The sequence below is a fragment of the Roseisalinus antarcticus genome, assembly GCF_900172355.1.
Classification (GTDB): Bacteria; Pseudomonadota; Alphaproteobacteria; order Rhodobacterales; family Rhodobacteraceae; genus Oceanicola; species Oceanicola antarcticus_A.
This window is the reverse complement of the sequence record NZ_FWFZ01000003.1, coordinates 35508-61411: the sequence shown is the minus strand read 5'-3', so window position 1 is coordinate 61411 and position 25904 is coordinate 35508. Positions and strand designations below refer to the sequence as shown.

Sequence of the window (25904 nt, the reverse complement as noted above, 5' to 3'; positions counted from 1 at the left end):
TCATCAAGGGAGGAGACCACGATGGAACGCAACAGACACCTTACACGGCGCAGGTTCATGTCCCGCAGCGCCAGCGCGCTCGGTATCGGGGCGCTCGGGGGGCAGCTGATCCTGCCGGCCATGGCGCAGGAGGGCGCGATGCTGACGCCGGTCGGCGACATGGTGCAGGGCATGGCCAAGGATGGCCCCTACCGCATCGCCTTCTCGAACGGCTTTTCCGGCAATTCCTGGCGGGCCATGGCCATCGCCGCGCTGGAGGCCGAGGCCGCCGCCACGCCCGAGATCGCGGAGTTCGTGACGGTGGACGGGCAGGGCGACATCAACAAGCAGGTCAACGACATCGAGGGGCTGATCAACCAGCAGTTCGACGCGATCCTGGTGATCGCCAACTCCGGCTCGGCCGTCGCCCCGATCCTGCGGGACGCGACGAACGAGGGGATCGTCACCGCGCCGTTCAACCTGCCCGTCGATGGCACCGACTGGTCGACCTATGTGGGCACCGATCCGCAGAAGAAGGGCGCGTCCCTGGGCAAGTGGCTTTCAGATGCGCTGGGCGGCACCGGCAAGATCGTGGCCCTCGGCGGGCTTCCGGGCAACGCCTACACCGCCGCGGGCTGGGCGGGCGCGCAGGAGGCGATGGCCGAGGGGATCGAGGTCCTGGCGTTCCGCGATGCCTATTGGGAAGAGGACCGGGCCAAGGTCATCATGGCCGACATGATCGCCGCCTACCCCGAGATCGACGGCATCTGGTGCGACGGCGCGCAGGTCGGGGCGGGGGCGATCAAGGCGCTGCTCGACGCGGGCCGGCCCCTGGTTCCCGTCACGGGGGACGACTACAACGGGATGCTGAAGCTCTACGACGAGCACAAGGAGAGCCACCCCGGCTTCGACATCGGTCTGATGAGCGAACCGACCTGGCAGGGCATCTTCGCCATGCGCGCCGCGGTCAGCCTGCTCAAGGGCGAGGCGGTGCCGAAGCAGCAGATCCTGGAGCCGCAGATCATCACGGCGGCGAATTACCAGGATTATATCCGCCCTGATCTGCCCGATGGGGTGTTCACCGACACATCGCTGACCGACGATCAGCTGCGTGACATCTTCAGTGCCTGAAGCGGCGGGGTCGCGCGCGGTGCCGGAAACGGCGCCGCCCGTCCTCGCGGTCGAGGGCGTGGACAAGCGTTTTCCGGGTGTTCACGCCCTCAAATCCATCTCGTTCGAGATCCGCCCGGGGGAGATACACGCCCTGGTCGGCGAGAACGGCGCGGGAAAATCGACCCTGATGCGGGTCCTGTCCGGGGCGCATCCACCGGACGGCGGCACCGTCCTGATGGATGGCGAACCGGTCCGGCTGACCTCGACGCAGGACGCCTTCGGGCGCGGCATCGCGATGGTCTGGCAGGACACGCGCCTTGCCATGACGCTGGACGTGGCCTGGAATATCGGGCTCGGCCATGAGCCGGGCGGCGCGGTGCTGGTCGACCGGCGCAAGATGATCGAGGTGGCCCGCCGGGCGCTGGCGCGGATCGGCTCCAACGTCGATCCACAGGCGCTGCCGACCGATCTCTCCCGGGCGCAGCTGCAGCAGGTGGAAATCGCCCGCGCCCTGTCGCGCGACACCCGGGTCCTGATCCTTGACGAGCCGACATCGGCGCTGACCCCGGCCGAGACGTCGAGCCTGTTTTCCGTGCTCGCCGATCTGCGGGCCGAGGGCACGGCCATCGTCTTTATCTCGCACCGGATCCCCGAAGTGCAGGAGATCTCGGACCGGATCACGGTGATGAAGGACGGCGCCATCACCGGGACGCTGACCGCCGAGGAGGCGACCGAGGACCGGATCGTGTCGATGATGGTCGGGCGCGAGATGGGTCTGTCCTATCCGCCACGGGCCTCGCAGCTTGGCGATGTCGTGCTCGATGTCAGCGGGCTTTCGAGCGCGGGCGCCCGGGACGTGAGCTTCTCCCTGCGCTCGGGTGAGATCGTGGGCCTCGGCGGGATCGAGGGATCGGGCCAGCAGGAAGCGGCCCGCGCCCTGTTCGGGCTTGGCCGGCGGGGCGGCGAGATCCGCATCCACGGGCACACCGTCAACCCGACCTCTCCGACCGAGGCGATCGCCGCGGGGCTGGTCTATATCCCCGCCGACCGGCGCGCCGAGAGCCTGTTCGGCCCCCATTCGATCCGCGAGAACGCGGCGCTGCCCAATATCGGCGGCTGGACATCGCGCGGCATCATCGACCGGCGGCAGGAGCTTGAGGCGGTCGGCGCCCAGATGCAGCGGTTGCAGATCAAGGCGCCGGGCCCCGAGACGCCGGTGGGCAACCTTTCGGGCGGCAACCAGCAGAAGGTCGTCTTTGCCCGCTGGTTCATCGGCTCGGCCGACATCTATGTTCTGGACGAGCCGACCCAGGGCGTCGATGTCGAGACCAAACAGGAGATCTATGCCCTGGTCCGCCGGCTGGCAGAGGGCGGCGCGGCGGTGCTGGTGCTGTCCTCCGACCTGCCGGAGCTGATCGGCTTGACCGACCGGATCGTGGTCTTTTCCGAGGGCCGGGCGGTGGCCGAAATCCCCTCGGCCCAGGCGACCGAGGAAAGCGTGATCCGCCAGGCCGTGAGCGGCGGCGGCGCCGGCGCGGACCGGACCGAAGCCAGGCGCAGGGTCCAGGGGCCCGGTCGGCCGCTTCTGATGCGCTATCTGCCCGCGTTGCTGCTGCTGGGCCTCGTGGCGGTGATCGTCGCGGTAGCCAGCGTGATCGCGCCCTACTTCCTGACCCCGCGCAACTTTGCCTCCATGGGTGGGCAGGCGGCCCCGCTGGCGATCGCGGCGCTCGGGCAGATGGCGACGATCCTGCTCGGCGGGATCGACCTGTCCATCGGCCCGACGATCAGCCTGGTGACGGCCGTGGCCTCCTTCGTCCTGTCGCCCGAAAGTGCCCTTCCGGCCGGCGTCGGCATCGCGATCTGCCTGGGCGCGGGCCTTGCGGTGGGGGCAATGAACGCGACCCTGATCACGGTGTTCCGGATCCCCGACCTTGTGGCGACGCTGGCGACATTCTCCATCGTCCAGGGCGCGGCCCTGATCGTGCGGCCGTCGCCGGGGGGCCGCGTCTCGCCCGAGGTCGCCTCGGCGATCAACGAGCGCGTGATGATGGTACCCCTCGCCTTCGCGCTCGCCATCGCGGCTTATGTCGCGGTCGAGATCCTGCTGCTGCGCGGCCGGCTGGGGGCGCGGTTCTACGCCGCTGGCGCCAGCGACGAATCCGCCCGGGCGGCCGGCATCCGGTCGGGCCGGCTTCGGGCGGGGGCCTACCTTTTTTCGGGGCTGATGGCGGCGGTCGCCGGGCTGATGATCGCGGCGCGGATCGGCTCGGGCGATCCGCAGGCCGGCACGACCTTCACGCTGGCCACGGTGACGGCGGTCGTGGTCGGCGGCACCTCCGTCTTCGGCGGGGTCGGAACGGCGGTCGGCACCCTGATCGGGGCGCTTCTGATCATCCTGATGCAGAACGTGCTCAACCAGCTCTATGTTTCGGCCTATTGGCAATATGTCTGGACCGGGGTGCTGACCTTGGCCGCCGTGGGCTTTCACGGCCTGCGGTCGCCGGATCGCCGGGCCGCCATGGCCGGGGCCGCGCGACGGCTGATCCGTTTCAACCGCTCCAAACCGTCCGGGAGGTATCCGCCATGACCGAGGTCAGACTGGCCGCGAAGGCCGAGAACACGCTGGGTGAAGTGCCGGTATGGGATCCGCGGAGCCAGGCGCTCTGGTGGGTCGATATCGAGGGCCGGCTTCTGCAACGGCTTCACCAGCCCAGCGGCGAGATCAGGGTCTGGACCCTGCCCGAGCGCATCGGGTCCTTCGCCCTGCGCGAGGGCGGCGGCGTGGTCTGCGCCTTTGCCAGCGGGTTCGCCTTCTATGATCTCGAGACCGGCGCCGTCGACTGGATCGCGCGGCCCGAGGCGGACCTGCCGGGCAACCGGTTCAACGACGGAAAGGTCGACCGCAGGGGTCGGTTCTGGGCGGGAACCATGGACGATTCCCTCAGCAACCGGACCGCGTCGCTCTACCGGCTCGATCCCGACCTCACGGTGCACAGGATGGAGACCGGCGTCGGCATTTCCAACGCCCTGTGCTGGAGCCCCGATGACCGCCTGTTCTATTTCGCCGACACCCTGCAGCAGGAAATCTGGGTCTACGACCACGACGCGGCCAGCGGGGCCATCGGCAACCGCAGGGTCTTTGCCACGACCCATGACCAGCCGGGCCAGCCCGACGGTTCCACAATCGACGCGGAAGGCTTTATGTGGAATGCTCAGTGGGATGGATGGCGGCTCGTGCGCTATGCGCCGGACGGCAGTGTGGACCGCGTGGTCGATCTTCCGGTGCAGAAACCGACGAGTTGCATGTTCGGAGGGACCGACCTGAAAACGCTCTATGTCACGACGGCGATCTGGGATCTCGATCAACGGACCCTCGCGGACCAGCCCTGGGCGGGCTCTCTGCTGGCGCTCGATGTCGGGGTGGCGGGATTGCCAGAGACACGATTTGCCGGCTGATCGACAAGGCGGTCGCGTCCGCGGCGTCGGCGCCAAGAGCGCCCGGCGCGGGCTGCACCAGGTCGTCGTCGAGGCGGTCGCGCTCGATATCGTCAAGGGGCGCTTCCAGCCGGGCGACAGCCTGCCGATCGAGGCGGATCTCGGCCAGGAGCTTGGCGTCGGCCGGTCCTCGGTGCGCGAGGCGATGCGGGTGCTGAGCGACAAGGGCCTGATCGAGGTCCGCACCCGCACCGGCGCCCGCGTGACCGACCCCAGCACATGGCGAAGGCTCGACCCCGACGTGGTGCGCTGGAGCTTGGCGAACGGGCCGGATACCGCCTTTCTCGCCTATCTGCTGGAGGCCCGCCGGATCGTGGAGCCGAAGGCCGCCGCCCTCGCGTCTGTCCGGGCGAGCGCGGCCGACCTGGCCGAGATGGAACGCGCCCTGGCGATCATGAGCGCCTCGCTGCCCGACGACATGGAGGCCTGCGTCAATGCGGATGCGGCGTTTCACTACGCGGTCCTGATGGCCTCGGGCAATCCCGTGCTGCAAGAGTTCGAGAGCATCATCGACGCCGCGATGCGCGTGGCATTCACGATCTCGGCCTCGCTCGCGCGCTCCTACGCGCTGACGATCTCGTGCCACCACGACGTGTTCGACGCGATCCGCCTGCGCGAGCCGGAGCGGGCGGAGGCCGCGATGTCGGCCTTGCTGGACCTGGCCGCGACGGACCTCGGCCTGACGCCCGAGGGGTGATCTCCGCCCGCAGGCGAAGCAGGGGCGATCAGAGCAGCCCGGCGAAGCGCGGCAGCCAGAGGCTGAGCGCGGGGACGTAGGTGATGATCATCAGCAGCGCGATCAGGACGGCGATGAACAGCCAGATCTCGCGGATCATCTCGCCCAGCGGGATGCCGTTCAACGCCTTGATGATGAACAGCAGGATCCCGTAGGGCGGCGTTATGAGGCCGATCATCATGTTGAAGACGATGACGATCCCGAAATGATGCAGGTCGATGCCAAGCGCCGCGGCGGTCGGGATGAACAGCGGCGTTATCACCAGCATGATGGTCGAGACGTCGAGGAAACAGCCCAGCACCAGGTAGGGGACGTTGATCATCAGGAAGAACATCACGACGTTCAGCTCGAACTGGTCGAAATAGAGGAACACCGCCTGCGGGACGCGTTCGACCGTCACCACATAGTTGAAGATGAACGCGCCACAGAGCACGATCGTCACCACGGCCGTGGTCCGCACCGTCGCTTGAACGACCTGGAGGAAGTCCTTCAGCCCGATGGAGCGATAGGCGAACACGGCAAGCAGCAGCGCGTAGAAGGCCGAGACGGCGGCGGCCTCGGTCGGGGTGAAGGCGCCAGTATAGATGCCGCCCAGCAGGATCACCGGCATCATCAGCGGCGGCAGGGCCCGCAGGATGATCAGCGGGATCGCCCGCAACGGGATCGGCGGCTCTATCGGAAAGCCGCGCAGCTTGGCGGCGATGCCCACGACCACGCCGAGGGTCACCACCACCATCAGCGCCGGGACCACCCCGCCGAGGAACAGCGCCCCCACCGAAGTCGAGGAAATGAGCGCGTAGAAAACCATTGGGATGGACGGCGGAAAAATGGGCCCCACCACCGAGGACGTCGCCGTCACCGCGCCGGCGAAGCCGCGCGGATAGCGGTCGCCCTCGGTCATCATGTTGGTCAGGATCTTGCCCACGCCGGCCACGTCCGACACCGCGCTGCCACTCATCCCGGAGAACAGCAGGCTGGTGAAAATGTTGACCTGCGCCAGCCCGCCGGGCAGCCGGCCCACCATGGCCAGGGCAAAGGACAGCAGCCTGTCCGAGATCCGCGAGGCGTTCATGATGTTGGCGGCGAAGATGAAAAGCGGCACCGCGAGCGCCACGAAATTGCCGAACACGCCATTCAGCACCATCTCGGCGGCCAGTCCCACGTCCCGGCCGCTGAGGATCAGGTAGAAGATCGACGAGACGATCATCGAGATGCCCAGCGGCATGCCCATGACCGTCGTGGCGATCAGGATGGCGATCATCAGCGGAAGCGCGATGGAGGCGATCATTCTGTGGAACGGTCCTCAGCTTCGGTCTCGGGCCCCGCCCGGAAGATCTCGTAGAGCCGCCAGGCGGATTGCAGCGCGAAGGCCGAGACGAACAGCATGTAACAGCCGTAGATCCAGTGCATCTGGATCCGGAGCACGGGTGATTTCTTGCGGGTCAGGAACTGCAGGTAGTCCCACGTGTAGGGCACCAGCCAGACGAAGGCGACGACGATCGCGGCCAGGGTGATCATGTCGAACCTGCGCCGGGTGCGGGGCCCGGCCATGTCGTAGACCACGTCGAAGGACACGTGCTCGCGGACCGGGACCAGGAAGGCCGCGGCCCAGAACACGGTCCAGATGAAGCAGATCATCACGAATTCCTCGGTCCACGCCAGCGGGTTGTTCAGCACGTAGCGCCAGAACACCTGGACGATGAAACCGCAGAATGCAGAAAGGAACAGCAGGACGCCGACCATGTCGGCGCCCCGCCTGAGCCACGTGAGCGCCGTGACGAGGGGTGTCGCGGTGCGCACGGGCATCCGGCCTCAGTCTTCGGCCAGCGCGTTGATCTGCTCGACCCAGCCCTCGGGCCAGTCGTTGGCGCGGTCGGAGGTCATGTAGACCTCCTGGACATGGCTGCGGAATGCGTCGAGGTCCGGTTCGGTGACCGTCAGCCCCTGCTCCTCGAAGAACGCGACCAGCCGGTCCTCTTCGGAATAGCGGCGTTCGTTGTTCCAGTCGCAGGCGGCCTGCGCGGCCTCGACCATGTGGCCCTGCTGGGCGGCGTCGAGCTGCTCCCAGGTCTGGGAATTGACCGCCATCGGCAGCCCGTCGACCAGGTGGTTGGTCAGGGTGATCTGCTCTGTCACCTCGTAGAACTTCGCCGCCTCGACGGTCGGCAGCGGGTTGTCCTGGGCATCGACCGTGCCGGTCTGCAGGCCGAGGTAGACCTCGGAGAAGGGCAGGGGCGTCGGGTTGGCCCCGAGCGCCTCGCCCAGGAACAGCCAGGCGTCCGAGCCGGGCATCCGCAGCTTCACCCCGGCCAGATCCTCGGGGGTCTGGATGTCCATGGCGCGCCGCAGGTTGAGCTGCCGGGTGCCGAGATAGCAGACCGACAGGATCTCGATCCCCATCTCGTCGCGCACGGTGTCCTTGAACTCGGCGCCGATGTCGCTCTCCATGAAGGCGCGGTAATGGTCGGCGTCCTGGAACAGGTAGCCCGCGGTCAGAAGGCCGAAGGCCGGGATCGCGTCGGCGATCAGCTGGAACGAGACATAGGCCATCTCGGCATTGCCGCGCTGCAGCGCGTCCAGATCGCCGTTCTGCCCGAAGAGCGCCCCCGAATCGTAGAGCTGGATGTCGAAGGCCCCGGGCTCGAGCCCGTCGAGCGTGTCCTTGAAGATCCCCATGGCCTGCGTGTGCAGGTCGGTGGGAACCGAAACCGTGGTGAATTTCACCTCGATCGGATCCTGGGCCATCGCGGCGCCGGCCGTAAGGGCGATGGCCGAAACGGCCGAGAGCGCGATGCGCGCGGTATGACGTGTCATGGTGGTGCTCCTCCCTGCATTGTGTCGGCTGCGCGGCCCGGCCCGATCCTGGTGCGGACCGGTCCTCCCAGCCTGATTGGCACTCGGACCTTGCAACATCGTTTCTCTGATGTAAACATTGATCCTACGGTTGATTGGGTATCTGATTGTATCAGATGGACCGAAGGGGAGAGGCGCGTGTCTGACAAGGCTGATCTGAAGGGTGTCGTCTGCGCTGCGGTGACGCCGGTGGATGCCGCCTTCCGCATCGACGCGGCCCGGCTGGCGCATCATTGCGACCGGGTGCTGTCGGATGGCTGCACCTTCGTGTCGGTGTTCGGCACCACCGGAGAGGGGGCCTCGTTTTCCAGCGCCGAGAAGGCCGAGGCGCTGTCGCAGCTCATCGCCTCGGGCATCCCGGCGGCCCGGCAGATCCCCGCGATCATGACGCCGGTCCTGTCCGAGGCGGCCGAGATGCTGGCCGCGATCGAGGCGCAGGATTGCCGCGCGGCCCTTGTGCTGCCGCCGTTCTACTATGCCGATCCGGGCGATGAGGCGATCGTCGCCTTCATCGACGCGATGCTGGAGCGGTCGGCGTCCGATCGCACCGACCTCGTGCTCTACAACATCCCGCGCTTTGCCCGGATCGCCTACACCCCCGCCCTCGTCGAGAAACTGCTGCACCGGTTCGGCAACCGGATCGTGGGCGTCAAGGATTCCACCGGCGCACTTGAGAACGGACTGACGCTGGCCCGGGAATTTCCGGGTCTTTCGATCTTTACCGGCGACGACCGGGTCATGCCGCAGCTGCGGCTGGGCGGCGGGGCGGGGATGATCGGCGGCATGCCGAACCTCTTCGCGGCCGATGCGCTGCGGGTCTTCAACGCGCCCGCCGCGGACGCGACCGAGCCGTTGCGCCGCGCCGCCGCTCGGCGGATCGAGGTGGTGGACGGCAACGGCGGGCTGGTCGTCATCAAGGCGGTTCTCGCCCGGCGCTACCAGGCCCCCGGGTGGGCGCGGGCGGTGCCGCCCCTGACCGCGCTTGCCCCCGATGCGCTCCGCGATATCCTTGCCGCGCTCGAAGAAACCGGCCACGCTTTCGGACCGGAGGCCTGACGCCGCCGTGTCCCGGGGGAAGCACAGATGACCGACATGACCGCGCGCCCGGCACGCCCACCCGCCGCCGACGCCCCGCTGAAGAAGGCCGCCTACGACCGCTTTCAGCAGGTGCTCCTGAAGGGCCTGCTCCGGCCGGGCGAGGTGGTGTCGCAGAAGGACCTTGTCTCGCTGCTCGGCATGTCCATCGGGGCGCTGCGCGAGCTTCTGCCGCGGCTGGAGGCCGAGGGGCTTTTGACCGTGATGCCGAAGCGCGGGATCCAGATCACTGTCATCGACCTGCCCATGATTCGCGATGCCTTCCAGATGCGGATGGCGCTGGAGCGCGAGGCCATCCTCGCCGCCGTGCAGACCTTGTCCGACGAGGTGATCGAGAAGCAGGAAAGCGAGCATCGCGCGATCCTCACCCGGCTGGAGGCGATGCGCGACCCGCCGCCGGAGTTCTTCGACGAGGGCCAGGCGGTGGACGGCGCCTTCCACAAGCTGCTTGTCGGGTGCACCGGGAACGATCTGCTGATCCACGCCTACGAGGTCAATTCCACCCGGATCCGGCTGATAAAGCTGGACCGCATCAAGCTGACCCGGCTGACGTTGCCCTCGGCTTTCGGCGACCATCTTGCGGTGATCGAGGGGCTGAAGGCGCGCGATTCCGCGGCCTCCGTCGGGGCGCTGGAGGCGCATATCCGCAACGCCCGCGACCGCGCGATCGTGCTCTGACCGGATGTCGGGGATGAGGCCGGTCGATCTGCGCTGCGAATACCTGCGCGCCCCCCGGGGGCTGACGACCGCACGGCCGCGCCTGTCCTGGGCCCTGGAGGGAGACGGCTCCGCCCAGGAGCAAACCGCCTACCGGATCTGCGCCGGCACCGTCCGGTCAGAAGTCGCGGCCGGGCGCGGCGATCTCTGGGACAGCGGCTGGGTCGCGTCGGACGACCAGCTCTGGATCCGGTGGGGCGGGGCGCCGCTGCGCTCGGACATGGCGGTCTTCTGGTCCGTGCGGGTCCGCGACGGGGCGGGGACGGCCTCCGGCTGGGCCGAGCCTGCGGAGGTCCGGACCGGGCTGCTGCACCCGGAGGATTGGTCGGCCCGCTGGATCGCGCGGTATTTCGTGCTTCCCGCCGGGCGCGAGGCGCCGGCCGACGACACCTATGACAACCCCTGGCAGGCGCGGCCCGCCGATTATCTCCGCCGTGGCTGGACGCTGCCGGCCGACGTCGTGCGGGCCAGCGCCCATGTCTCGGCCCTGGGGCTCTACGAGTTCTACCTCAACGGGGTGCGCGTCGGCGACGAGGTCATGGCGCCGGGCTGGACGGATTATCACCAGCGGGTGCTCTACCAGAGCTTCGACGTCACCGGGCTGCTGCGGCGGGGGCCCAACGTCGCCGGCGCGATCCTTGGCGAGGGCTGGTATTCGGGCCGGGTGGGCCACAACCAGCGGCGGGCGGGCAATCACTATGGCGGCCGGCCGGCGTTCCTGTGCCAGCTTCAAATCGACCTGGCGGACGGGACCTCCCGCCGGATCGTGACCGACGATCGCTGGCGCACGGCGCAGGGCCCGATCCGCTACAGCGACTTCCTGATGGGCGAGCACTACGACGCCACGCTGGAGCGCGAGGGCTGGGCCCGGCCCGGCCATGACGATACCGGCTGGCAGCCGGTGGAGGTGTTCGACCCCGACCCGGCCCCGCCCCGCCTGACGGCCAGCCAATCCCCGCCCGCCCGAGAGGCGCACCGGCTGGACGCAACCTGCCTGGGGCAGAAGGGGACGGAGTGGATCTTTGATTTCGGCCAGAACATCGCGGGCTACGTCGAGATGCGGATCACCGGTGCCACCCGGGGTGCACGGTTCACCCTCCGCCATGCCGAGGTGCTGGACGGCAGCGGGGCGCTCTACACCGACAACCTGCGGTTCGCGGTGGCGACCGACCACTACACGGCATGCGGGGCACCGACCGAGACTTTCAAACAGCGATTCACGTTCCATGGTTTCCGCTACGCCGGCCTGACCGTGCCCGAAGGCATCACTCCGGACGATCTTCAGCTCGTGGCCGTGGCGATCCAGTCGGACCTGCCCGACACGGGCCGTATCGAGACCGGCAACGCGCTTGTCGATCAGCTTGCCTCGAACATCGAATGGAGCCAGCGCGGCAACTTCCTGTCGGTGCCCACCGATTGTCCGCAGCGCGACGAGCGGTATGGCTGGAGCGCCGATGCCCAGGTGTTCTGGCGGACCGCGGGCTTCTTCATGGACACCTCCGGCTTCTATGCCAAATGGCTGGACGATATCCTCGATGCCCAGCTCGAGGACGGGGCCTTCACCGACGTGGCGCCCTCAAGACCGCTCAACCCCTACCGCCTGACCGGACAGCCGGGCGCACCGGGATGGGGCGACGGTCCGGTCATCATGTGCTGGCAGCACTGGCTGCGCTACGGCGACCGCGACCTGCTGGCGCGGGCCTCGCCTGCCCTCGAACGCTGGGCCGCCTATATCGCCGTGGGCAATGAGGATCACCTGCGGGTCAATCGCGTCCACAACAATTACGGCGACTGGCTGAACGTCGGCCCGCCGACGGACCGGACCCAGGTCGCGACCACCTATTGGGCCCATGTCGCCGACCTGATGGCGCGGATCGCCGGCGTGCTGGGACACGATGAGGCCGCCCGCGCCCATGAGGACACGGCGGGGCGTGTTCGCGCGGCCTTCAACGCGGCCTGGGTCGGCGGCGACGGCCGGATCGCGGGCGATACCCAGACGGCCTATCTGCTGGCGCTGGAATTCGACCTGCTGCCCGAGGCGCATCGCCCCCGGGCGCGGGACCACCTGATCCGCACGCTGGATGCGGCGGGCGGGCATCTTCAGACCGGGTTCCTCGGGGTCCGGCACCTCTGCCGCGTGCTGGCCGACACGGGCGACGCGGACCGGGCCCACGACCTTCTGCTGCGCGAGACCTATCCCGGCTGGGGGTTCTCGATCCGCCAGGGTGCCACCACGATCTGGGAGCGCTGGGACGGCTGGACGCCCGACCGCGGGTTCCAGAGCGCGAACATGAACTCCTTCAATCACTATGCCTACGGCAGCGTCGGCGAATGGCTCTATGCCCGGCTGGCCGGCATCGACTGGGATCCGGAGGCGCCGGGCTTTCGCCGGGTGTTGCTGCGCCCGCTGTTCGATGCCCGCATCGGCCGCGTGGACGCGCAATACGACGCTCCGACCGGCCGGATCCGCAGCGACTGGCAGATGTCGGGGCGGCGCGTGCGCTGGCGCGTCGCCCTGCCGCCCAACGTCACCGGGCGGGTGGAGCTTGCGGCCACGGCCCGCGCCACGCATGTGGACGGGTTTGCCACGGACGGCCCCGGCGCAGCGCGGCGCCTGGCGTTGGCCCCGGGCCGGCACGACATCGACATAGAGATCGCGACGGAGGCGACATGACGGACGACCAGGCACGAACGCTTCACATGATCGGCAACGCGCATCTCGATCCGGTCTGGCTCTGGCGCTGGCAGGAGGGCTGCGCCGAGGCCATCGGCACCTGCCGGGCCGCCATGGACAGGCTCGAAGAGGGCGCGGGCTTCGTCTTTTCCAAGGGCGAGGCGCATATCTATGCCTGGATCGAAGAGCTGGAGCCCGATCTTTTCGAACAGATCCGCCACTACGTCCGGCAGGGCCGCTGGGTGGTGGTCAACGGCTGGTGGATCCAGCCGGATTGCAACATCCCGTCGGGCGAAAGCGTGATCCGGCAGGCGCTCTACGGCAAGCGGTATTTCCGCGAGAAATTCGGGATCGACGTGCCCACCGGCTACAACGTCGACAGCTTCGGCCACCCGGGCACCTTCCCGATGCTGCTGCGGCACACGGGCTCCACCAGCTATACCTTCATGCGCCCCAACGCCTCGGAGCTCGACCTGCCGGGCGAGATCTTCCGCTGGCGTTCCCCGGACGGATCCGAGGTCACGGCCTTCCGGATCCAGGGCGCCTACAACACCTCCAAGCGCGAAATGCCCCTGCCGGAAAAGACCGACCTGCATTTTCGCAAGATCGCCGAGGCCGGTCATCCGTTCATGTGTTTCTACGGTGTCGGCAACCACGGCGGCGCCCCGACCCAGGCCAATATCGCCGAGATCGAGCGCCGGATCGCTGCCGGAGAAGCCCTGCGCTTTTCCGACCCGCAGACATTCTTCGAGGCGGTGCAGGACGGCGACTGGCCGGTGTTCGATGACGAGCTGCAGTTTCACGCGGTCGGCTGCTATGCGGCGGCCTCATCGCTCAAGACCCTGAACCGGAAGGCCGAAAGCCTGCTGGAACAGGCCGAGGCAGCCGCGACCCTCGCCGCAAGGCATGCCGGTGTCGCCTATCCGCGGGCCGAGTTCGAGCGGCTCTGGCGGATCCTTCTGTTCAACCAGTTCCACGACACGCTCGGCGGCACCAGCCTGGAATCCGCCTGTGTCGATTCCGAACGCGAGTTGGGCGGGGTGATCCATGGCGCCGAACTGGCGCTGAACGCCGCCGTCCGGCACCTCGCGCGGACGATCGCGCCCTCCGGTCATCCCGAGGACGCGACGATGCTGCTGGTCAACACCAACGGCCAGCCCGCCGCCTGCCTGATGGAGGCGGAGCCCTGGGTCGACAAGGACATCGTCTCCAAGCGGATCGTGGTGGATGAAGACGGCCGCCCGGTCCCGTTTCAATACGCCGATCCGCACGGCAAGACGACCGGGTTGCAGCGCATCGTCTTCCCGCTCGAAATGCCGCCCTACAGCTGGCGGATGTTGCGCTTCGCGGTGGACGACAGCGGCGAACGGGCCCCGCCCGTGGCATTCGGGGCTCCCACCGAGGCGCGGGTGTTCGAAACCGCGGGCTACCGGCTGGAAATTGATCGCGACGGCGCCATCGCGTCGCTGCGCGGGGCCGACGGGCGCGAGATCTTCGCCTCGCCCGGTCACCGCGCGATCCTGGTGCACGATCCGACCGACACCTGGGGCCATGGCGGCAAGTCCTTCGGCACCGAGGGCGAGGGGATGCGCCTCGAACAGGTGCGGCTGATCGAGGACGGGCGGGTCCGGAAGGTCGTCGAGATCACCTGCGCCGCGCGGGAGTCGCGGATGGTGACAAGCGTCGTCCTGCCCGAGGACGGAGAATTTCCCGTGGAACTTCGCGTGCATCTGGACTGGCGCGAGCGGCGCACGCTGTTGCGTCTCGCCTATCCGTTCGGCGCCGAGGCGATGGAGTGCGAGGTGCCGGGCGGCTGGGCCGCGCGGCGGATGGACGGCAGCGAGGTGCCTGCGCTGCGCTGGGTCCGGGTCCGGACCGCGGGGCACGAGGCGGTGCTGGTGAACGAGTCCAAGTACAGCTTTGCCGCGCGGGACGGGACGGTGTTTCTGACCGCCGTGCGTGCGCCGGTCTATGCCCATCACGACCCGATCCCGGTGGTCGAGGGGGCCCGTTATCGCTTCATGGACCAGGGCGAGCAGAGCTTTTCCCTGTGGCTAAAGGCCGGATCGCACGTGTCGCGCAAGGACGCGGCCACGCTGGCCGATACGCTCAACAAGCCCATCATCGTGACGCCGCATGTGTCCCGGTCGGGCACGGCGGCGCCGACCGGCGGCTGGCTGACACTCGCGGCGGAGGGGGCCCAGGTCTCGACGCTCAAGATGGCCGAGGACGGCGGCGGCGCGGTGCTGCGGGTCTGGGACCTGGACGGGACGGGCTGTGAGGTCGGCGTGGACGGCGCTGTGGCCACTGTCCGGCCCCACGCGATCGCGACCCTCGGGCTTGGCGAGGCCGGCGTGACGCATCTCGACGGGCTGGAGCGGGCCCTGCCCCAGGCGGACCAGGCGCCCGGGCGGCCCGGGGTCCTCTAACCGTCGAGCGTGGACAGGAACGCCGCGATGGCATCGACGGCGGCGCCCATGTCGGCCGCGCTGGCGTATTCGTCGGGATGGTGGCTCAGCCCGGCCCGGCACCGGACGAAGAGCATCGCGATCGGACAGATGTCGGACATCGCCGAGGCATCATGCGTCGCCCCCGAGGGCAGCCGGAGCGGCGCCCGGTCGACCGGCGCGATCGCCTTCGCAAGGCGGTCGGACAGGTCCGCGTCACATCCCACGGCATCCTGCACATAAGTGCGCGTCATCTCGAAGGAGAGGCCCGCGGCGGATGCGATCTCCTCGCCGAGCCCCCGCATCCGGGCGGCGAAGTCCGCGCGGGCCCGGTCGTCGACGGAGCGCACCTCGAGTGGAAGGACGGTGATATCGGGGATCGCGTTGACCGCGTTGGGGCTGATGGTCAGCGTGCCCACCGTGGCGCGGATATTGGCCGTCCACCCGGCCTCTTCGGAAACGGCGATGACAAAGCGGGCGGCGGCGACCAGCGCGTCGCGCCGGGCGGCCATCGGAACCGTGCCCGCATGGCCGGTCTCGCCGGTGAAGCGGAGGGTGTTGCGCTCGATCCCGCAGATGCCGGTGACGACGCCGAGCGCGGCATTGGCACCCTCCAGCACCGGGCCCTGCTCGATATGCGCCTCCAAATAGCCCAGCAGGTCGGACCGCTCTCGCCGCAATGCCACCAGCCCCGCCGGATCGCAGCCGAACCCGGCCAGCGCGTCGCGCAGGGTGACCCCATCCCCGTCGGCGAGATCGAGCACGGACAGGTCCATTGTCCCGGCCAGCGCCCGCGGGCCGAGCAGGGCGGTCGGGAACCGCACGCCTTCTTCATCCGCGAAGGCCAGAACCTCGACCGAACAGGGCGCCGCCGCGCCCTCCGTGCGGAGCTTTTCCAGCGCGAGACAGCCCAGGGCGATCCCCATGATCCCGTCGTAGCGGCCGCCGCTGCGGACCGAATCCTGGTGCGAGCCGATCAGCAGGGTCCGGCTGCCCGGCGGTCCCTCAAGGCGCCCGATCAGGGTGCCGGCGGCGTCGAGGCGCACCTGCAGGCCCGCGGCCTCCATCCAGCCCCGGATCTCTGTCAGGGCCCGGAGATGCTCCTCTGTGAAGGGCAAACGGGTCACGCCGGCGCCGCCCTCGGAACAGGTGGCGATCCCGGCCAGGCGGCGCTGAGCTATGTCACCGTAGGTCATGGGATTTCCAAATTTATTATGATAAATTATGACCTACACAAGCCGCAACGCCTCGTCTAGAAAAATGTGATGACGAAGAACACGGTCCGACCGATCAGCCCCAAGATCAGCGACGCGCCGCGCGCCCAGAAGCGCTCGCGGCCCGTGCAGGTGGCCGACCAGATCAAGCGCTGGGTGGTGGAGCGGGACCTTCGCAAGGGCGACAAGCTGCCCAACGAGGCGGCGATGATCACCCAGTTCGGGGTGTCGAAAGGCACCGTGCGCGAGGCGATGCGAATCCTCGAGGCGCAGGGGCTGATCGTGACCAAGACCGGCCCCGGCGGAGGCAGCTCGGTCGGCGAAGTCAGCAAGGACCGGGCGATGTCCCTTCTGGGAAACTACTTCTATTTCAAGGACCTGTCGCTGTCGGACATCTACCAGATGCGCAAGATGCTGGAGCCGGAGCTTGTCGCCCACCTTGCGGGCAAGCTGGACGCCGAGACTCTCGTGACATTGCGCGAGATGGCCCATCGGCACCCGGAACCGGCGCGCTCGCCCGAGGAGGAGAAACAGCAGCACATCTCGTCGCTGGCCTTTCACGCGCGGATCGCGGATGCCGCGGAGAACGAGCTTCTGGGCTTCGTCATTTCCTTCATGGCGCGGATCCTGACGGATCTGACGGTCTATCGTCGTCTTTACGAGGCGCCAAACCGCGAGCTGTGGGAGCGGGGACGCCGCCACCAGATCGAGCTTGTCGATGCGCTGGAACGCGGCGACGGGCCGCTTGCCCGGGCGATCATGCTGTCGCACATGGAAGGCGCGGAAAGCATGATGAACGCCCAGGAAATCCGCATCGCGCGCGAATTCATGGTCGAATAACCCGCGCCTGTGCCCCCGCGCGGAAAGCTACTCGCGCGGGGGCACAGGCGCGGGCGCCTCTGACGGGGCGCGGTTCAGGTCATTCTGCACCGGCACCTGGGACAGCCAGGTCGCATAGGGCGGCTGGGCGACCGTCTGCGCGAGGGCCGCCAGATCGTCGAGCGGCCGCGCACTGTGGTCGATCCGCAGGTCCAGCGGCGGCGCATCGGGGTCCAGCACCAGCAAGGCGGCGGATTGCAGCCCGCGCACGTCGGACCCGGCTGCCTCGGCGGCGCGGAGCGCGGTCAAGAGCCGGTTGGCGGCGGGGCCGGAGCTGTCGCGAAAGGCCTGCGCCAGCGCCTCGAGCACGCTGCGGGAGGCGATCATGTTGCCAGCCACGATCATGTCCGGTCCCGCGATCACATCGGCGAAGGGGACGCTTTCGGCGCCGGTAAAGCCCGCCGTGCCCCCCGACCTGTCCAGAACAGACAATTGCCGGTAATCCCGGCCGCTGTCGGCCTCGGTCAGGGTCTCGACGATGTTCGCGGCCGGGGCGCCCTGATGCATCAGGCGCATCGCATCGTCGCGCCAGAAGGTGCTTGGGGCGGTGCCCTGGGACGCGCATAACCCCGATTCGATGTCGCCACGCAGCACCCAGCCGCCCACGCAGAAGCTGCCCGTAGCGGCGGCCCCGGCGTAAATGCCCGTTTTTCTATCATAAGTCAGTATCGAAAACGTCATGCTGCAACCTCTGGCAAATTGCCCTTGTATTTATCATGAGAATTTGTCCCAATGCAATTAATCATGATAAATGAAGTCAGAAGAGAGGACATGCCATGACTATCCTGACACTTCCCCGTCGGGCCCTGCTTGCGGCCACGGCGGCTACGGCGCTCGCCCTGTCGCTTGGCAGCGCCCAGGCGCAGACACCGGAAGACGTGCTGATCGTGGGGCAGATCGCGGAGCCGCAGGCGCTGGACCCGGCGGCGGTGACGGCGGTGAACGACTTCCGCATCCTGATGAACATGTATGACGGGCTGGTCCGCTACAGGGACGGCACGCTGGAGGTCGAGCCGGCGCTCGCCACCGACTGGACCATCTCCGAGGACGGCACCGTCTATACCTTCACCCTGCGCGAGGGCGTGACGTTCCACGATGGCAGCGCGTTCGACGCCGAGGCGGTCAAGTTCAATTTCGACCGGATGCTGGACGAGGAGCACCCCTATCACGACACCGGCCCGTTCCCGCTGGCGTTCTTCTTCTCGGCCGTCGAGACGGTCGAAGCGGTCGACCCGCAGACCGTCCGGTTCACGCTGAACGCGCCCTATGCGCCGTTCCTGTCTAACCTCGCCTATCCCACGGGCCTGATCGTGTCGCCCGCGGCGGTCGAGGAATACGGCGCCGATTTCGGGCGCAACCCCTCGGGCACCGGCGCCTTCACCTTCGGCGAATGGCGCAGCAACGAGGCCGTCGTCGTCCAGGCCAACCCTGACTACTGGGACGGCGCGCCCGAGTTGCAGACCGTCGTCTTCCGTCCGATCACCGACGCCAACACGCGCACGGCCGAGATGCTGGCCGGGGGCATCGACCTGATGGTCGAGGTGCCGCCCGTGGCGCTGAGCGAGTTCGAAGGCGACGCCTATACCGTTCATGAACAGGCCGGACCGCACGTCTGGTTCCTGATCCTCAACGCGAAGGAAGGCCCCTTCGCCGATGTCCGTGTGCGCCAGGCCGCCAATTACGCGATCAACAAGGAGGCGATCGTCAACGACGTTCTGGAAGGCACCGCAGAGGTCGCCGCGGGTCCGACCCCGCCGGCCTTCGCCTGGGCCTACAACCCGGACCTCGAGCCCTATCCCTACGACCCGGACAAGGCGCGCGAGCTGCTGGCCGAGGCCGGCGCCGAGGGGGCCGAGCTCACGTTCTACGTGACCGAAGGCGGCTCGGGGATGCTGGATCCGGTGTCCATGGGCACGGCGATCCAGGCGGACCTGGAGGCGGTGGGCCTCGACGTGACCATCGAGACCTACGAGTGGAACACCTTTCTGGGCAACGTGAACCCGGGGCTCGAGGGCAAGGCCGACATGGCCGAGATGGCCTGGATGACCAACGATCCCGACACGCTGCCGTTCCTGACCCTGCGCACCGCGGCCTTCCCCGACAACGGGGGCTTCAACTCGGGCTATTATTCCAACCCCGAGGTGGACGCGCTGCTGGACGCGGCCCGGGTCGAGACCGACCAGGACGAACGCGCCCGTCTCTATCAGGAGATGCAGGTGATCGTGCAGGAAGACGCGCCCTGGGTATTCGTGGCGAACTGGAAGCAGAACGCGGTGACCTCCGACCGGGTCGAGGGCTTTTCGCTGCAGCCGTCCTTCTTCCTGCTGCTCGACGACGTCAGCAAGAACTGAGGCTGAACCGAAACTGACTTGCGCGGGCCCGAACGCGGGGCCGTGCAAGCATGGCAAGGCGACTGCATGACCGGATACATCCTCAAACGGCTCGTGTCGGCGATTCCGGTGCTACTCGGGATCAGCGTGATCGTGTTCCTGATCATGGCGATGATCCCGGGGGACCCGGCGACGGCGATCCTCGGGTCCTACGCCACACCCGAGAACGTGGAGAAGCTGAACCGCGACCTCGGGCTCGACCAGGGGCTGGTGGCGCGGTATTTCATCTGGCTCGGCAACATGCTGCAGGGCGATTTCGGGCGCAGCTTCGCCCTGAACCGGCCGGTGCTGGACGAAGTGCTCGACCGGTTCGGCGCAACGCTGATCCTGGCGGGCACGTCCTTCGTGCTATGTTCGCTGCTGGGGATCGCGGCCGGCGTGATCTCGGCGGCGCGGCAATACGGGGTCGCGGACAAGGCAATCACCTTCGTGGTGCTGCTGGGGATCTCGATCCCGTCGTTCTTTCTGGGGATGATGATGATCCTGGTCTTCGCGGTGCAGCTGCGCTGGTTCCCGGTGTCCGGCATGTGGCCGATCTACGGCGACCGCAACCTCGGCGTCCTGCTGGAGCATCTGGCGATGCCGGCCTTCGCGCTGTCGGTGGTCGCGACGGGCGTGATCGCGCGGCTGGCGCGGTCGGCCATGCTCGAGGTGCTGCGGCAGGATTTCATCCGCACGGCGCGGGCCAAGGGGGTCCGCGAAAGACAGGTCATCTGGCGTCATGCCCTGCGCGCGGCCATGGTCTCGATCATCCCGATCCTCGGCATCCAGGCGGGCTTCGTTCTGTCGGGCGCGGTCTATATCGAGATGGTGTTCCAGTGGCCCGGCGTCGGCCGGATGCTTGTCGACGCGATTCTGAAGCGTGACATCCTGCTGGTGCAGGGCGGGGTCGTCTTCATCGCGGCCTGCTACGTGATCTTCAACATCATGGTGGATGTGGCCCAGGCGCTGCTGGATCCGAGGATCAAGACATGATGGCGTTCTTCAGGCTTCTGGCCCGCAACCGGCTGGCCCTCGCCGGGCTCGTGGTGATCGGCATCGTGGTGGTGCTGGCGCTGATCACGCCGCTGCTGCCGCTGGCCGATCCGGACGTGACCGACACGCCCAACCGGTTCCAGCCGATGTTCAGCGCAGGTGCGCTGCTGGGGACGGACCATCTGGGCCGCGACCTGCTGAGCCGCCTGATGTGGGGCACCCGGCTGAGCCTGGCCATGGGCTTTGCCGCCGCTGTCATCGCGGCGGTGCTCGGCTCTGCCATCGGGATCATCGCGGGGTTCTACGGCGGGCGGACGGACAACGTGATCATGCGCGGCGTCGACATGCTGATGGCGTTTCCCTACATCCTGCTGGCGCTGGCCATCGTGGCCGCGCTGGGGCCCGGGCTGATGAACGCGCTGATCGCGGTGGCCGCGGTGAACGTGCCGTTCTTTGCCCGCAACATCCGCGGCATCACCGTCGGCATCGCCCACAAGGAATTCGTCGATGCGGCCCGCCTGGCCGGGATGCGCAACCGCGAGATCATCCTGGCCGAGGTCCTGCCCAACGTCCTGCCGGTGATCGTGATCGCGATGTCCACCACCGTCGGCTGGATGATCCTCGAGACCGCCGGCCTGTCGTTCCTCGGTCTCGGCTCGCAGCCGCCGCAGGCGGACCTGGGCTCGATGCTGGGCGAGGCGCGCTCGGCGCTGATCACCAATCCGCACACCTCGATCGTGCCCGGCGCGATGATCCTCGTGATCGTCATGGGCATCAACCTGCTGGGCGACGGGGTGCGCGATGCGCTGGATCCGCGGCTGAAATCCGGCGCCCTCAGCCGCCCGATGCCCGCGACGACGGTCGACCGCGACGGGCCGGCGCCCGCGGCGCGGACGGACAGCCTGCTCGACATCGCCGACCTGCGGACCGAGTTCCGGGTACGCAATCGGGTCTACAAGGCCGTCGGCGGCGTAGACCTGCATGTCGAGAAGGGCGAATGCCTTGGCATCATCGGCGAGAGCGGCTCGGGCAAATCGGTCACGGCGCTGAGCGTGATGGGGCTGGTCGCCTCGCCGCCCGGGGTCATCACCGGCGGGGCGGTGCATTTCGACGGACAGGATCTTGTCGGTGCGCGCTACGAGGTCCTGCGCTCGCTGCGCGGGCGCCGCGTGGCCTATATCTTCCAGGATCCGCAGGCGACGCTGCATCCGCTCTACAAGGCCGGGGACCAGTTGATCGAGGCGATCCGGACCCACGAGGACGTGTCGAGGGAGGCGGCGCACCGGCGGGCCATCAGCCTGTTGAAATCCGTCCGCATCCCCAACGCGGAAAGCCGGATGGAGAGCTATCCCTACGAGATGTCGGGCGGCATGCGTCAGCGGGTCGGGATCGCCATGGCGCTGGCCAACGACCCCGACGTCATCATCGCCGACGAGCCCACCACGGCGCTCGACGTGACCGTGCAGGCGCAGATCCTGTCCGTGCTCAGCGACCTTCGGCGCGAACGGGGTCTTGCGATCATCTTCATCACCCATGATTTCGGCGTGGTCGGCCAGTTGTGCGACCGGGTCGCGGTGATGTACGCGGGCCGAATCGTCGAGGAGGGACCGACGGCGGCGGTTCTGCGCAGCCCGCAGCACCCCTATACCAGCCGATTGATCGATTGCGTCCCGACGCTGGGCGGCGGCCAGCGCAGGCTTGCGGCCATTCCCGGCCTGCCGCCGGTCGTGGACAGGCTGCCGCACGGCTGCGCCTTCGCCGACCGCTGCGACAAGGCGCAGGCGGAGTGCCGGGCCGGCAGCATCGCGCTCGCCCCCACGGAGCCCGCCCGCAAGGTCCGCTGTCTATTCCCCGAAGTCGCCAAGGAGCGGAGCGCATGAGCGAAGCCCTCAGACTCACCGGCCTGTCGAAGTCGTTTCCCGTCGGCAAGCGGTTGTTCGGCCCGCCCCGGGCGATGGTCCATGCGGTCCATCCGCTCGATCTGGATGTCCGCACGGGCGAGACCCTCGGGATCGTCGGCGAGTCCGGCTGCGGCAAGTCCACTCTGGCCAAGATGCTGGTCGGGCTTCTGCCGCCCAGCACCGGGCAGATAGAGATCGAGGGCGAGACCCTCGACAACGCCGACCCTGCGATCTTCGGCAAGCGGATCCAGTATGTTTTCCAGGACCCCAACAGCAGCCTGAACCCGCGCAAGACGATCCGCCAGATCATGGAGGTCCCGCTGCGCAAGCTGCATGGCCTCGACAGGGCCGCCCGCGCGGCCCGCATCCAGGAGATCTTCGCGGCGGTGAACCTGCGCGAGGAATTCCTCGACCGCTACCCGCACGAGTTTTCCGGCGGGCAGGCGCAGCGGATCGGCATCGCGCGCGCCTTGGCCGCACAGGCGCGGATCCTGATCCTGGACGAGCCGGTCTCGGCGCTCGACGTGTCGGTGCAGGCGCAGGTGCTGAACCTGCTCGCCGACCTCAAGACCGAGTTCGGGCTGACGTATCTGTTCATCAGCCACGACCTTGCGGTGGTCGAAGCGGTCAGCGACCGGATCGCCGTGCTGTATTTCGGCTCGATCGTCGAGGTGGGTTCGGCCCGGGAGATCTTCGCCAACCCGCGCCATCCCTACACCGCCCTGCTCGCCCAGAGCGCCCCGGAGGTCGGGCGGCCGATCGCCGCGCCGGAAAACGCCGAGACGGAGCTTCCCGACCCGCTCTCGCCACCAGTGGGCTGCGCCTTTCACGAGCGCTGCGCCTTTGCCACCGACAGGTGCCGGGCGGAAAAGCCTGTTCTGACCGCCGACGGGGCAGATCGCGCCCTTGCATGCTTCAACCCGCTGCCGGGCCCGGTCAGCCGCTAGGCGCGCGGGCGCGAGGGCTCAGCCGCCCTCGGCCTTGGCCACGTGATCCTTGACCTGCAGGTAGCTGTCCGGCGTGACCGAGATCGAGTCGATCCCCGCGTCGACCAGCACCTGCGCGAACTCCGGATAGTTGGACGGCGCCTGCCCGCAGAGCCCGACCTTGACCCCGGCCGCATGGGCCTTGTCGATCACGGTGCGGATCATCCACTCGACCGCGGCGTGACGCTCGTCGAACAGCGGGGCCAACTTGTCGCTGTCGCGGTCGATGCCCAGCGTCAGCTGCGTCAGGTCGTTGGAGCCGATGGAAAATCCGTCGAACCGCTTGGCGAATTCCTCGGCCAGGATCACGTTCGACGGCACCTCGCACATGACGTAGACCTCCAGCCCGTTCTCCCCGCGGCGCAGGCCCTCTTCGGCCATGACCTCGATCACCCGGTCGGCTTCCTCGGGCGTGCGGCAGAACGGGATCATCACCAGCACATTGTCGAACCCCATCTCTTCGCGCAGCTTGTGCACCGCCCGGCATTCCAGACGGAAGCCGTCCCGGTAGGCGGGATCGTAATAGCGCGACGCCCCGCGCCAGCCGATCATCGGGTTGGCCTCATGGGGCTCGAACTCCCGCCCGCCGATCAGGTCGGCGTATTCGTTCGACTTGAAATCGCTCATCCGCAGGATCATCGGCTTGGGATAGGCCACGGCCGCGATCCGCGACAGGCTGGTCGCGAGCTTGTCGACGAAATACGCTGTCTTGTCCGCATAGCCCCGGGTCAGTGTTTCGATCTCCTCCCGGACGTCCGGGTCACGCAGCGCGTCGAAATGGATCAGCGCCTCGGGGTGGACCCGGATCGCGTTGGAGATCACGAATTCCATCCGCGCCAGCCCCACGCCATCGGCCGGCAAGCGCCACCACCGCGCGGCGGTCGCCGGGTTGCCGAGGTTGAGCATGACCTTGGTCCGGGTCTGCGGCACATGGTCGAGATCGAGCTCCTTTATGTCGAAGTCGGCGATCCCGTCGTAGACGAAGCCCTCGTCGCCCTCGGCGCAGCAGATCGTCACCTCCTGCTCGTCGTGCAGCACATGGGTCGCGTTGCCGCAGCCGACGATCGCCGGCACGCCCAGTTCGCGGCTGACGATGGCGGCGTGACTGGTCCGCCCGCCGTGGTCGGTGACGATGGCCGAGGCGCGTTTCATGATCGGCACCCAGTCGGGGTCGGTCGTCGAGGTCACCAGGATCGCGCCGTCGACGAAATCGTCGATGTCGGCCACGTCGTCGATCAGGCAGACGCGCCCCGTGGCGATCTGCTCGCCCACCGACAGGCCCTTGATCAGGGTCTTGCCATGGTCACCGATGGAAAAGCTCTTGAGCGCACCGGCGTCGGAGCGGGACTGCACTGTCTCCGGCCGGGCCTGCACGATGAACAATTCGCCGGTATTGCCGTCCTTGGCCCATTCCATGTCCATGGGCTGGCCGTAATGTGCCTCGATGGTGGCCGCCTGCCGGGCCAGATCGAGCACCTCGTCGTCGTTCAGCACGAAGCGCCCGCGCTCTGCCCTGGAGGTCGGGACGGTGCGGACCGGATCGTCGTCGTCGGCACCGGCGAGGATCATCTTGATCTCCTTGGCGCCCAGCATCCGCTCCAGGATCGGCCGGACGCCCGCGCGGTCCAGAAACGGTTTGTAGACCTGGAACTCATCGGGGGTGACGGCACCCTGCACCACGGTTTCGCCCAGGCCCCAGGCGGCGTTGATCAGCACCACCTTGTCGAAGCCCGATTCCGTGTCGATCGAGAACATGACCCCCGATCCGCCGATATCCGAGCGCACCATCTGCTGGACGCCGACGGACAGCGCCACGTCCGTGTGGTCGAACCCCTTGAGGTGCCGGTAGGTGATTGCCCGATCGGTAAACAGCGAGGCATAGCATTTGCGGCAGGCCACCAGCACGGCGTCCTCGCCGACGACGTTCAGATAGGTCTCCTGCTGGCCGGCGAAGCTGGCGTCGGGCAAGTCCTCGGCGGTGGCGCTGGAGCGGGCAGCGACGGCGAGATCCGTCTGCCCCGCTCGGTCCGACAGCTTGCGGTAGGCATCGCGGATCGCGGCCTCGGCGGCGGCGGGCCAGTCGCCCCCCAGGATCGCCGCGCGGATGTCCGCGCCCGCCTTGTGCAGGATGATCTTGCCGGCGGCATGGGCGGCCATCGTATCGCTGATGTAGGCGTTCAGCCCGTTCGCCTCGATGAACCTTCGATAGGCGTCCGAGGTCGTGGCGAAGCCTGGCGGCACCCGGATGCCCATCGATCCGAGCGTCTGGACCATTTCACCCAGAGAGGAATTTTTGCCGCCGACAAGCGCCACATCGGCGCGGCGGAGGTCGTCGAAGAAGATCGTTTCGAGAGGAGCAGACATGGTTTCGGTTTCCCACTGGCGCTGTTGCAGGCACAGTGTGCGCCGCCCGTCGGCCCATGGCGTTGACACAGGTCAATTGCGCA

Annotated in this window: 19 protein-coding genes; 13 read left to right on the top strand and 6 right to left on the bottom strand. The window is 68.0% G+C overall.

The window, feature by feature from the left end:
• The first annotated feature begins 21 nt into the window (after positions 1-21).
• Genes ROA7023_RS04135 through ROA7023_RS04120 form a run of 4 tightly spaced genes read left to right on the top strand, consistent with a single transcriptional unit; the run spans position 22 to position 5287 of the window.
• Entirely contained in the window at positions 22-1110 is a 1089-nt protein-coding gene (locus ROA7023_RS04135; protein WP_085877753.1) for a substrate-binding domain-containing protein, read from the top strand.
• Positions 1091-3682: an ATP-binding cassette domain-containing protein gene (locus ROA7023_RS04130; protein WP_085877752.1), complete on the top strand. Its 2592-nt coding sequence runs from the start codon at positions 1091-1093 to the stop codon at positions 3680-3682. The genes ROA7023_RS04135 and ROA7023_RS04130 overlap by 20 nt, the downstream gene beginning before the upstream one ends.
• The gene (locus ROA7023_RS04125) at positions 3679-4551 is read left to right on the top strand and encodes an SMP-30/gluconolactonase/LRE family protein (RefSeq protein WP_085877751.1); all 873 of its coding nucleotides are present in this window, start codon (positions 3679-3681) and stop codon (positions 4549-4551) included. Before ROA7023_RS04130 ends, ROA7023_RS04125 begins: the two co-directional genes overlap by 4 nt.
• Positions 4541-5287 (top strand): FadR/GntR family transcriptional regulator, encoded by a 747-nt coding sequence (locus ROA7023_RS04120; protein ID WP_159458437.1) that lies wholly within the window; start codon positions 4541-4543, stop codon positions 5285-5287. Before ROA7023_RS04125 ends, ROA7023_RS04120 begins: the two co-directional genes overlap by 11 nt.
• A 28-nt stretch (positions 5288-5315) precedes the next feature.
• Here the strand turns inward: ROA7023_RS04120 and ROA7023_RS04115 are convergent, their stop codons facing one another.
• The 3 genes from ROA7023_RS04115 to ROA7023_RS04105 are packed head-to-tail and all read right to left on the bottom strand — an operon-like array spanning position 5316 to position 8140.
• Complete coding sequence (locus ROA7023_RS04115; RefSeq protein ID WP_085877749.1) at positions 5316-6614, bottom strand: TRAP transporter large permease; 1299 nt, start codon at positions 6612-6614, stop codon at positions 5316-5318.
• Positions 6611-7132 (bottom strand): TRAP transporter small permease, encoded by a 522-nt coding sequence (locus ROA7023_RS04110; RefSeq protein WP_085877748.1) that lies wholly within the window; start codon positions 7130-7132, stop codon positions 6611-6613. The genes ROA7023_RS04115 and ROA7023_RS04110 overlap by 4 nt, the downstream gene beginning before the upstream one ends.
• A gap of 6 nt (positions 7133-7138) precedes the next feature.
• Complete coding sequence (locus ROA7023_RS04105; RefSeq protein ID WP_085877747.1) at positions 7139-8140, bottom strand: sialic acid TRAP transporter substrate-binding protein SiaP; 1002 nt, start codon at positions 8138-8140, stop codon at positions 7139-7141.
• Between the two features lie 177 nt (positions 8141-8317).
• On the opposite strand from ROA7023_RS04105, the gene ROA7023_RS04100 reads away from it, so the two are divergent.
• From ROA7023_RS04100 to ROA7023_RS04085, 4 genes are read left to right on the top strand one after another with little or no spacing between them, the layout of a single operon-like run.
• Positions 8318-9235 carry a dihydrodipicolinate synthase family protein gene (locus tag ROA7023_RS04100; protein WP_085877746.1) on the top strand — a complete coding sequence of 306 codons (918 nt, stop codon included), beginning with the start codon at positions 8318-8320 and terminating at the stop codon, positions 9233-9235.
• Between the two features lie 27 nt (positions 9236-9262).
• Positions 9263-9952: a GntR family transcriptional regulator gene (locus tag ROA7023_RS04095; protein WP_085877745.1), complete on the top strand. Its 690-nt coding sequence runs from the start codon at positions 9263-9265 to the stop codon at positions 9950-9952.
• 13 nt (positions 9953-9965) lie between these two features.
• Positions 9966-12665, top strand: coding sequence for a family 78 glycoside hydrolase catalytic domain (locus tag ROA7023_RS04090; protein WP_159458436.1), 2700 nt, complete (start codon positions 9966-9968; stop codon positions 12663-12665).
• Entirely contained in the window at positions 12662-15094 is a 2433-nt protein-coding gene (locus tag ROA7023_RS04085) for a glycoside hydrolase family 38 N-terminal domain-containing protein (protein ID WP_085877743.1), read from the top strand. The genes ROA7023_RS04090 and ROA7023_RS04085 overlap by 4 nt, the downstream gene beginning before the upstream one ends.
• On the opposite strand, the gene ROA7023_RS04080 is transcribed toward ROA7023_RS04085, so the two are convergent.
• Positions 15091-16308 (bottom strand): M20 family metallo-hydrolase, encoded by a 1218-nt coding sequence (locus ROA7023_RS04080; RefSeq protein ID WP_085877742.1) that lies wholly within the window; start codon positions 16306-16308, stop codon positions 15091-15093. The two genes, ROA7023_RS04085 and ROA7023_RS04080, sit on opposite strands and share 4 nt — an antisense overlap.
• 69 nt (positions 16309-16377) lie before the next feature.
• On the opposite strand from ROA7023_RS04080, the gene ROA7023_RS04075 reads away from it, so the two are divergent.
• Positions 16378-17166: a FadR/GntR family transcriptional regulator gene (locus ROA7023_RS04075; protein WP_085877741.1), complete on the top strand. Its 789-nt coding sequence runs from the start codon at positions 16378-16380 to the stop codon at positions 17164-17166.
• 27 nt (positions 17167-17193) lie between these two features.
• On the opposite strand, the gene ROA7023_RS04070 is transcribed toward ROA7023_RS04075, so the two are convergent.
• Positions 17194-17886, bottom strand: a complete 693-nt coding sequence (locus tag ROA7023_RS04070; protein WP_085877740.1) for a DUF1028 domain-containing protein — start codon at positions 17884-17886, stop codon at positions 17194-17196.
• A gap of 95 nt (positions 17887-17981) precedes the next feature.
• Between ROA7023_RS04070 and ROA7023_RS04065 the strand changes: the two genes are divergently transcribed.
• The 4 genes from ROA7023_RS04065 (at position 17982) to ROA7023_RS04050 (ending at position 23418) form a co-directional block, all read left to right on the top strand.
• Complete coding sequence (locus tag ROA7023_RS04065; RefSeq protein ID WP_085877739.1) at positions 17982-19556, top strand: ABC transporter substrate-binding protein; 1575 nt, start codon at positions 17982-17984, stop codon at positions 19554-19556.
• 66 nt (positions 19557-19622) lie between these two features.
• Positions 19623-20570, top strand: a complete 948-nt coding sequence (locus tag ROA7023_RS04060) for an ABC transporter permease (RefSeq protein WP_085877738.1) — start codon at positions 19623-19625, stop codon at positions 20568-20570.
• Positions 20567-22450, top strand: a complete 1884-nt coding sequence (locus tag ROA7023_RS04055) for a dipeptide/oligopeptide/nickel ABC transporter permease/ATP-binding protein (protein WP_370739192.1) — start codon at positions 20567-20569, stop codon at positions 22448-22450. The genes ROA7023_RS04060 and ROA7023_RS04055 overlap by 4 nt, the downstream gene beginning before the upstream one ends.
• On the top strand, positions 22447-23418 hold the full coding sequence (locus ROA7023_RS04050; protein WP_085877737.1) for an ABC transporter ATP-binding protein: 972 nt from the start codon (positions 22447-22449) through the stop codon (positions 23416-23418). The genes ROA7023_RS04055 and ROA7023_RS04050 overlap by 4 nt, the downstream gene beginning before the upstream one ends.
• An 18-nt stretch (positions 23419-23436) precedes the next feature.
• Here the strand turns inward: ROA7023_RS04050 and ppsA are convergent, their stop codons facing one another.
• A complete protein-coding gene (ppsA, locus tag ROA7023_RS04045) occupies positions 23437-25821 on the bottom strand; it encodes a phosphoenolpyruvate synthase (RefSeq protein ID WP_085877736.1) in 2385 nt (794 codons plus the stop codon).
• Positions 25822-25904 lie beyond the last annotated feature (83 nt).

Excerpts from the sequence above, each read along its gene's own strand:
- ROA7023_RS04135 (WP_085877753.1), top strand. The coding sequence starts at position 22 with ATGGAACGCAACAGACACCTTACACGGCGCAGGTTCATGTCCCGCAGC.
- ROA7023_RS04125 (WP_085877751.1), top strand. The coding sequence starts at position 3,679 with ATGACCGAGGTCAGACTGGCCGCGAAGGCCGAGAACACGCTGGGTGAA.
- ROA7023_RS04115 (WP_085877749.1), bottom strand. The coding sequence starts at position 6,614 with ATGATCGCCTCCATCGCGCTTCCGCTGATGATCGCCATCCTGATCGCC.
- ROA7023_RS04110 (WP_085877748.1), bottom strand. The coding sequence starts at position 7,132 with ATGCCCGTGCGCACCGCGACACCCCTCGTCACGGCGCTCACGTGGCTC.
- ROA7023_RS04105 (WP_085877747.1), bottom strand. The coding sequence starts at position 8,140 with ATGACACGTCATACCGCGCGCATCGCGCTCTCGGCCGTTTCGGCCATC.
- ROA7023_RS04095 (WP_085877745.1), top strand. The coding sequence starts at position 9,263 with ATGACCGACATGACCGCGCGCCCGGCACGCCCACCCGCCGCCGACGCC.
- ROA7023_RS04090 (WP_159458436.1), top strand. The coding sequence starts at position 9,966 with ATGAGGCCGGTCGATCTGCGCTGCGAATACCTGCGCGCCCCCCGGGGG.
- ROA7023_RS04085 (WP_085877743.1), top strand. The coding sequence starts at position 12,662 with ATGACGGACGACCAGGCACGAACGCTTCACATGATCGGCAACGCGCAT.
- ROA7023_RS04080 (WP_085877742.1), bottom strand. The coding sequence starts at position 16,308 with ATGACCTACGGTGACATAGCTCAGCGCCGCCTGGCCGGGATCGCCACC.
- ROA7023_RS04075 (WP_085877741.1), top strand. The coding sequence starts at position 16,378 with ATGACGAAGAACACGGTCCGACCGATCAGCCCCAAGATCAGCGACGCG.
- ROA7023_RS04070 (WP_085877740.1), bottom strand. The coding sequence starts at position 17,886 with ATGACGTTTTCGATACTGACTTATGATAGAAAAACGGGCATTTACGCC.
- ROA7023_RS04065 (WP_085877739.1), top strand. The coding sequence starts at position 17,982 with ATGACTATCCTGACACTTCCCCGTCGGGCCCTGCTTGCGGCCACGGCG.
- ROA7023_RS04060 (WP_085877738.1), top strand. The coding sequence starts at position 19,623 with ATGACCGGATACATCCTCAAACGGCTCGTGTCGGCGATTCCGGTGCTA.
- ROA7023_RS04055 (WP_370739192.1), top strand. The coding sequence starts at position 20,567 with ATGATGGCGTTCTTCAGGCTTCTGGCCCGCAACCGGCTGGCCCTCGCC.
- ROA7023_RS04050 (WP_085877737.1), top strand. The coding sequence starts at position 22,447 with ATGAGCGAAGCCCTCAGACTCACCGGCCTGTCGAAGTCGTTTCCCGTC.
- ppsA (WP_085877736.1), bottom strand. The coding sequence starts at position 25,821 with ATGTCTGCTCCTCTCGAAACGATCTTCTTCGACGACCTCCGCCGCGCC.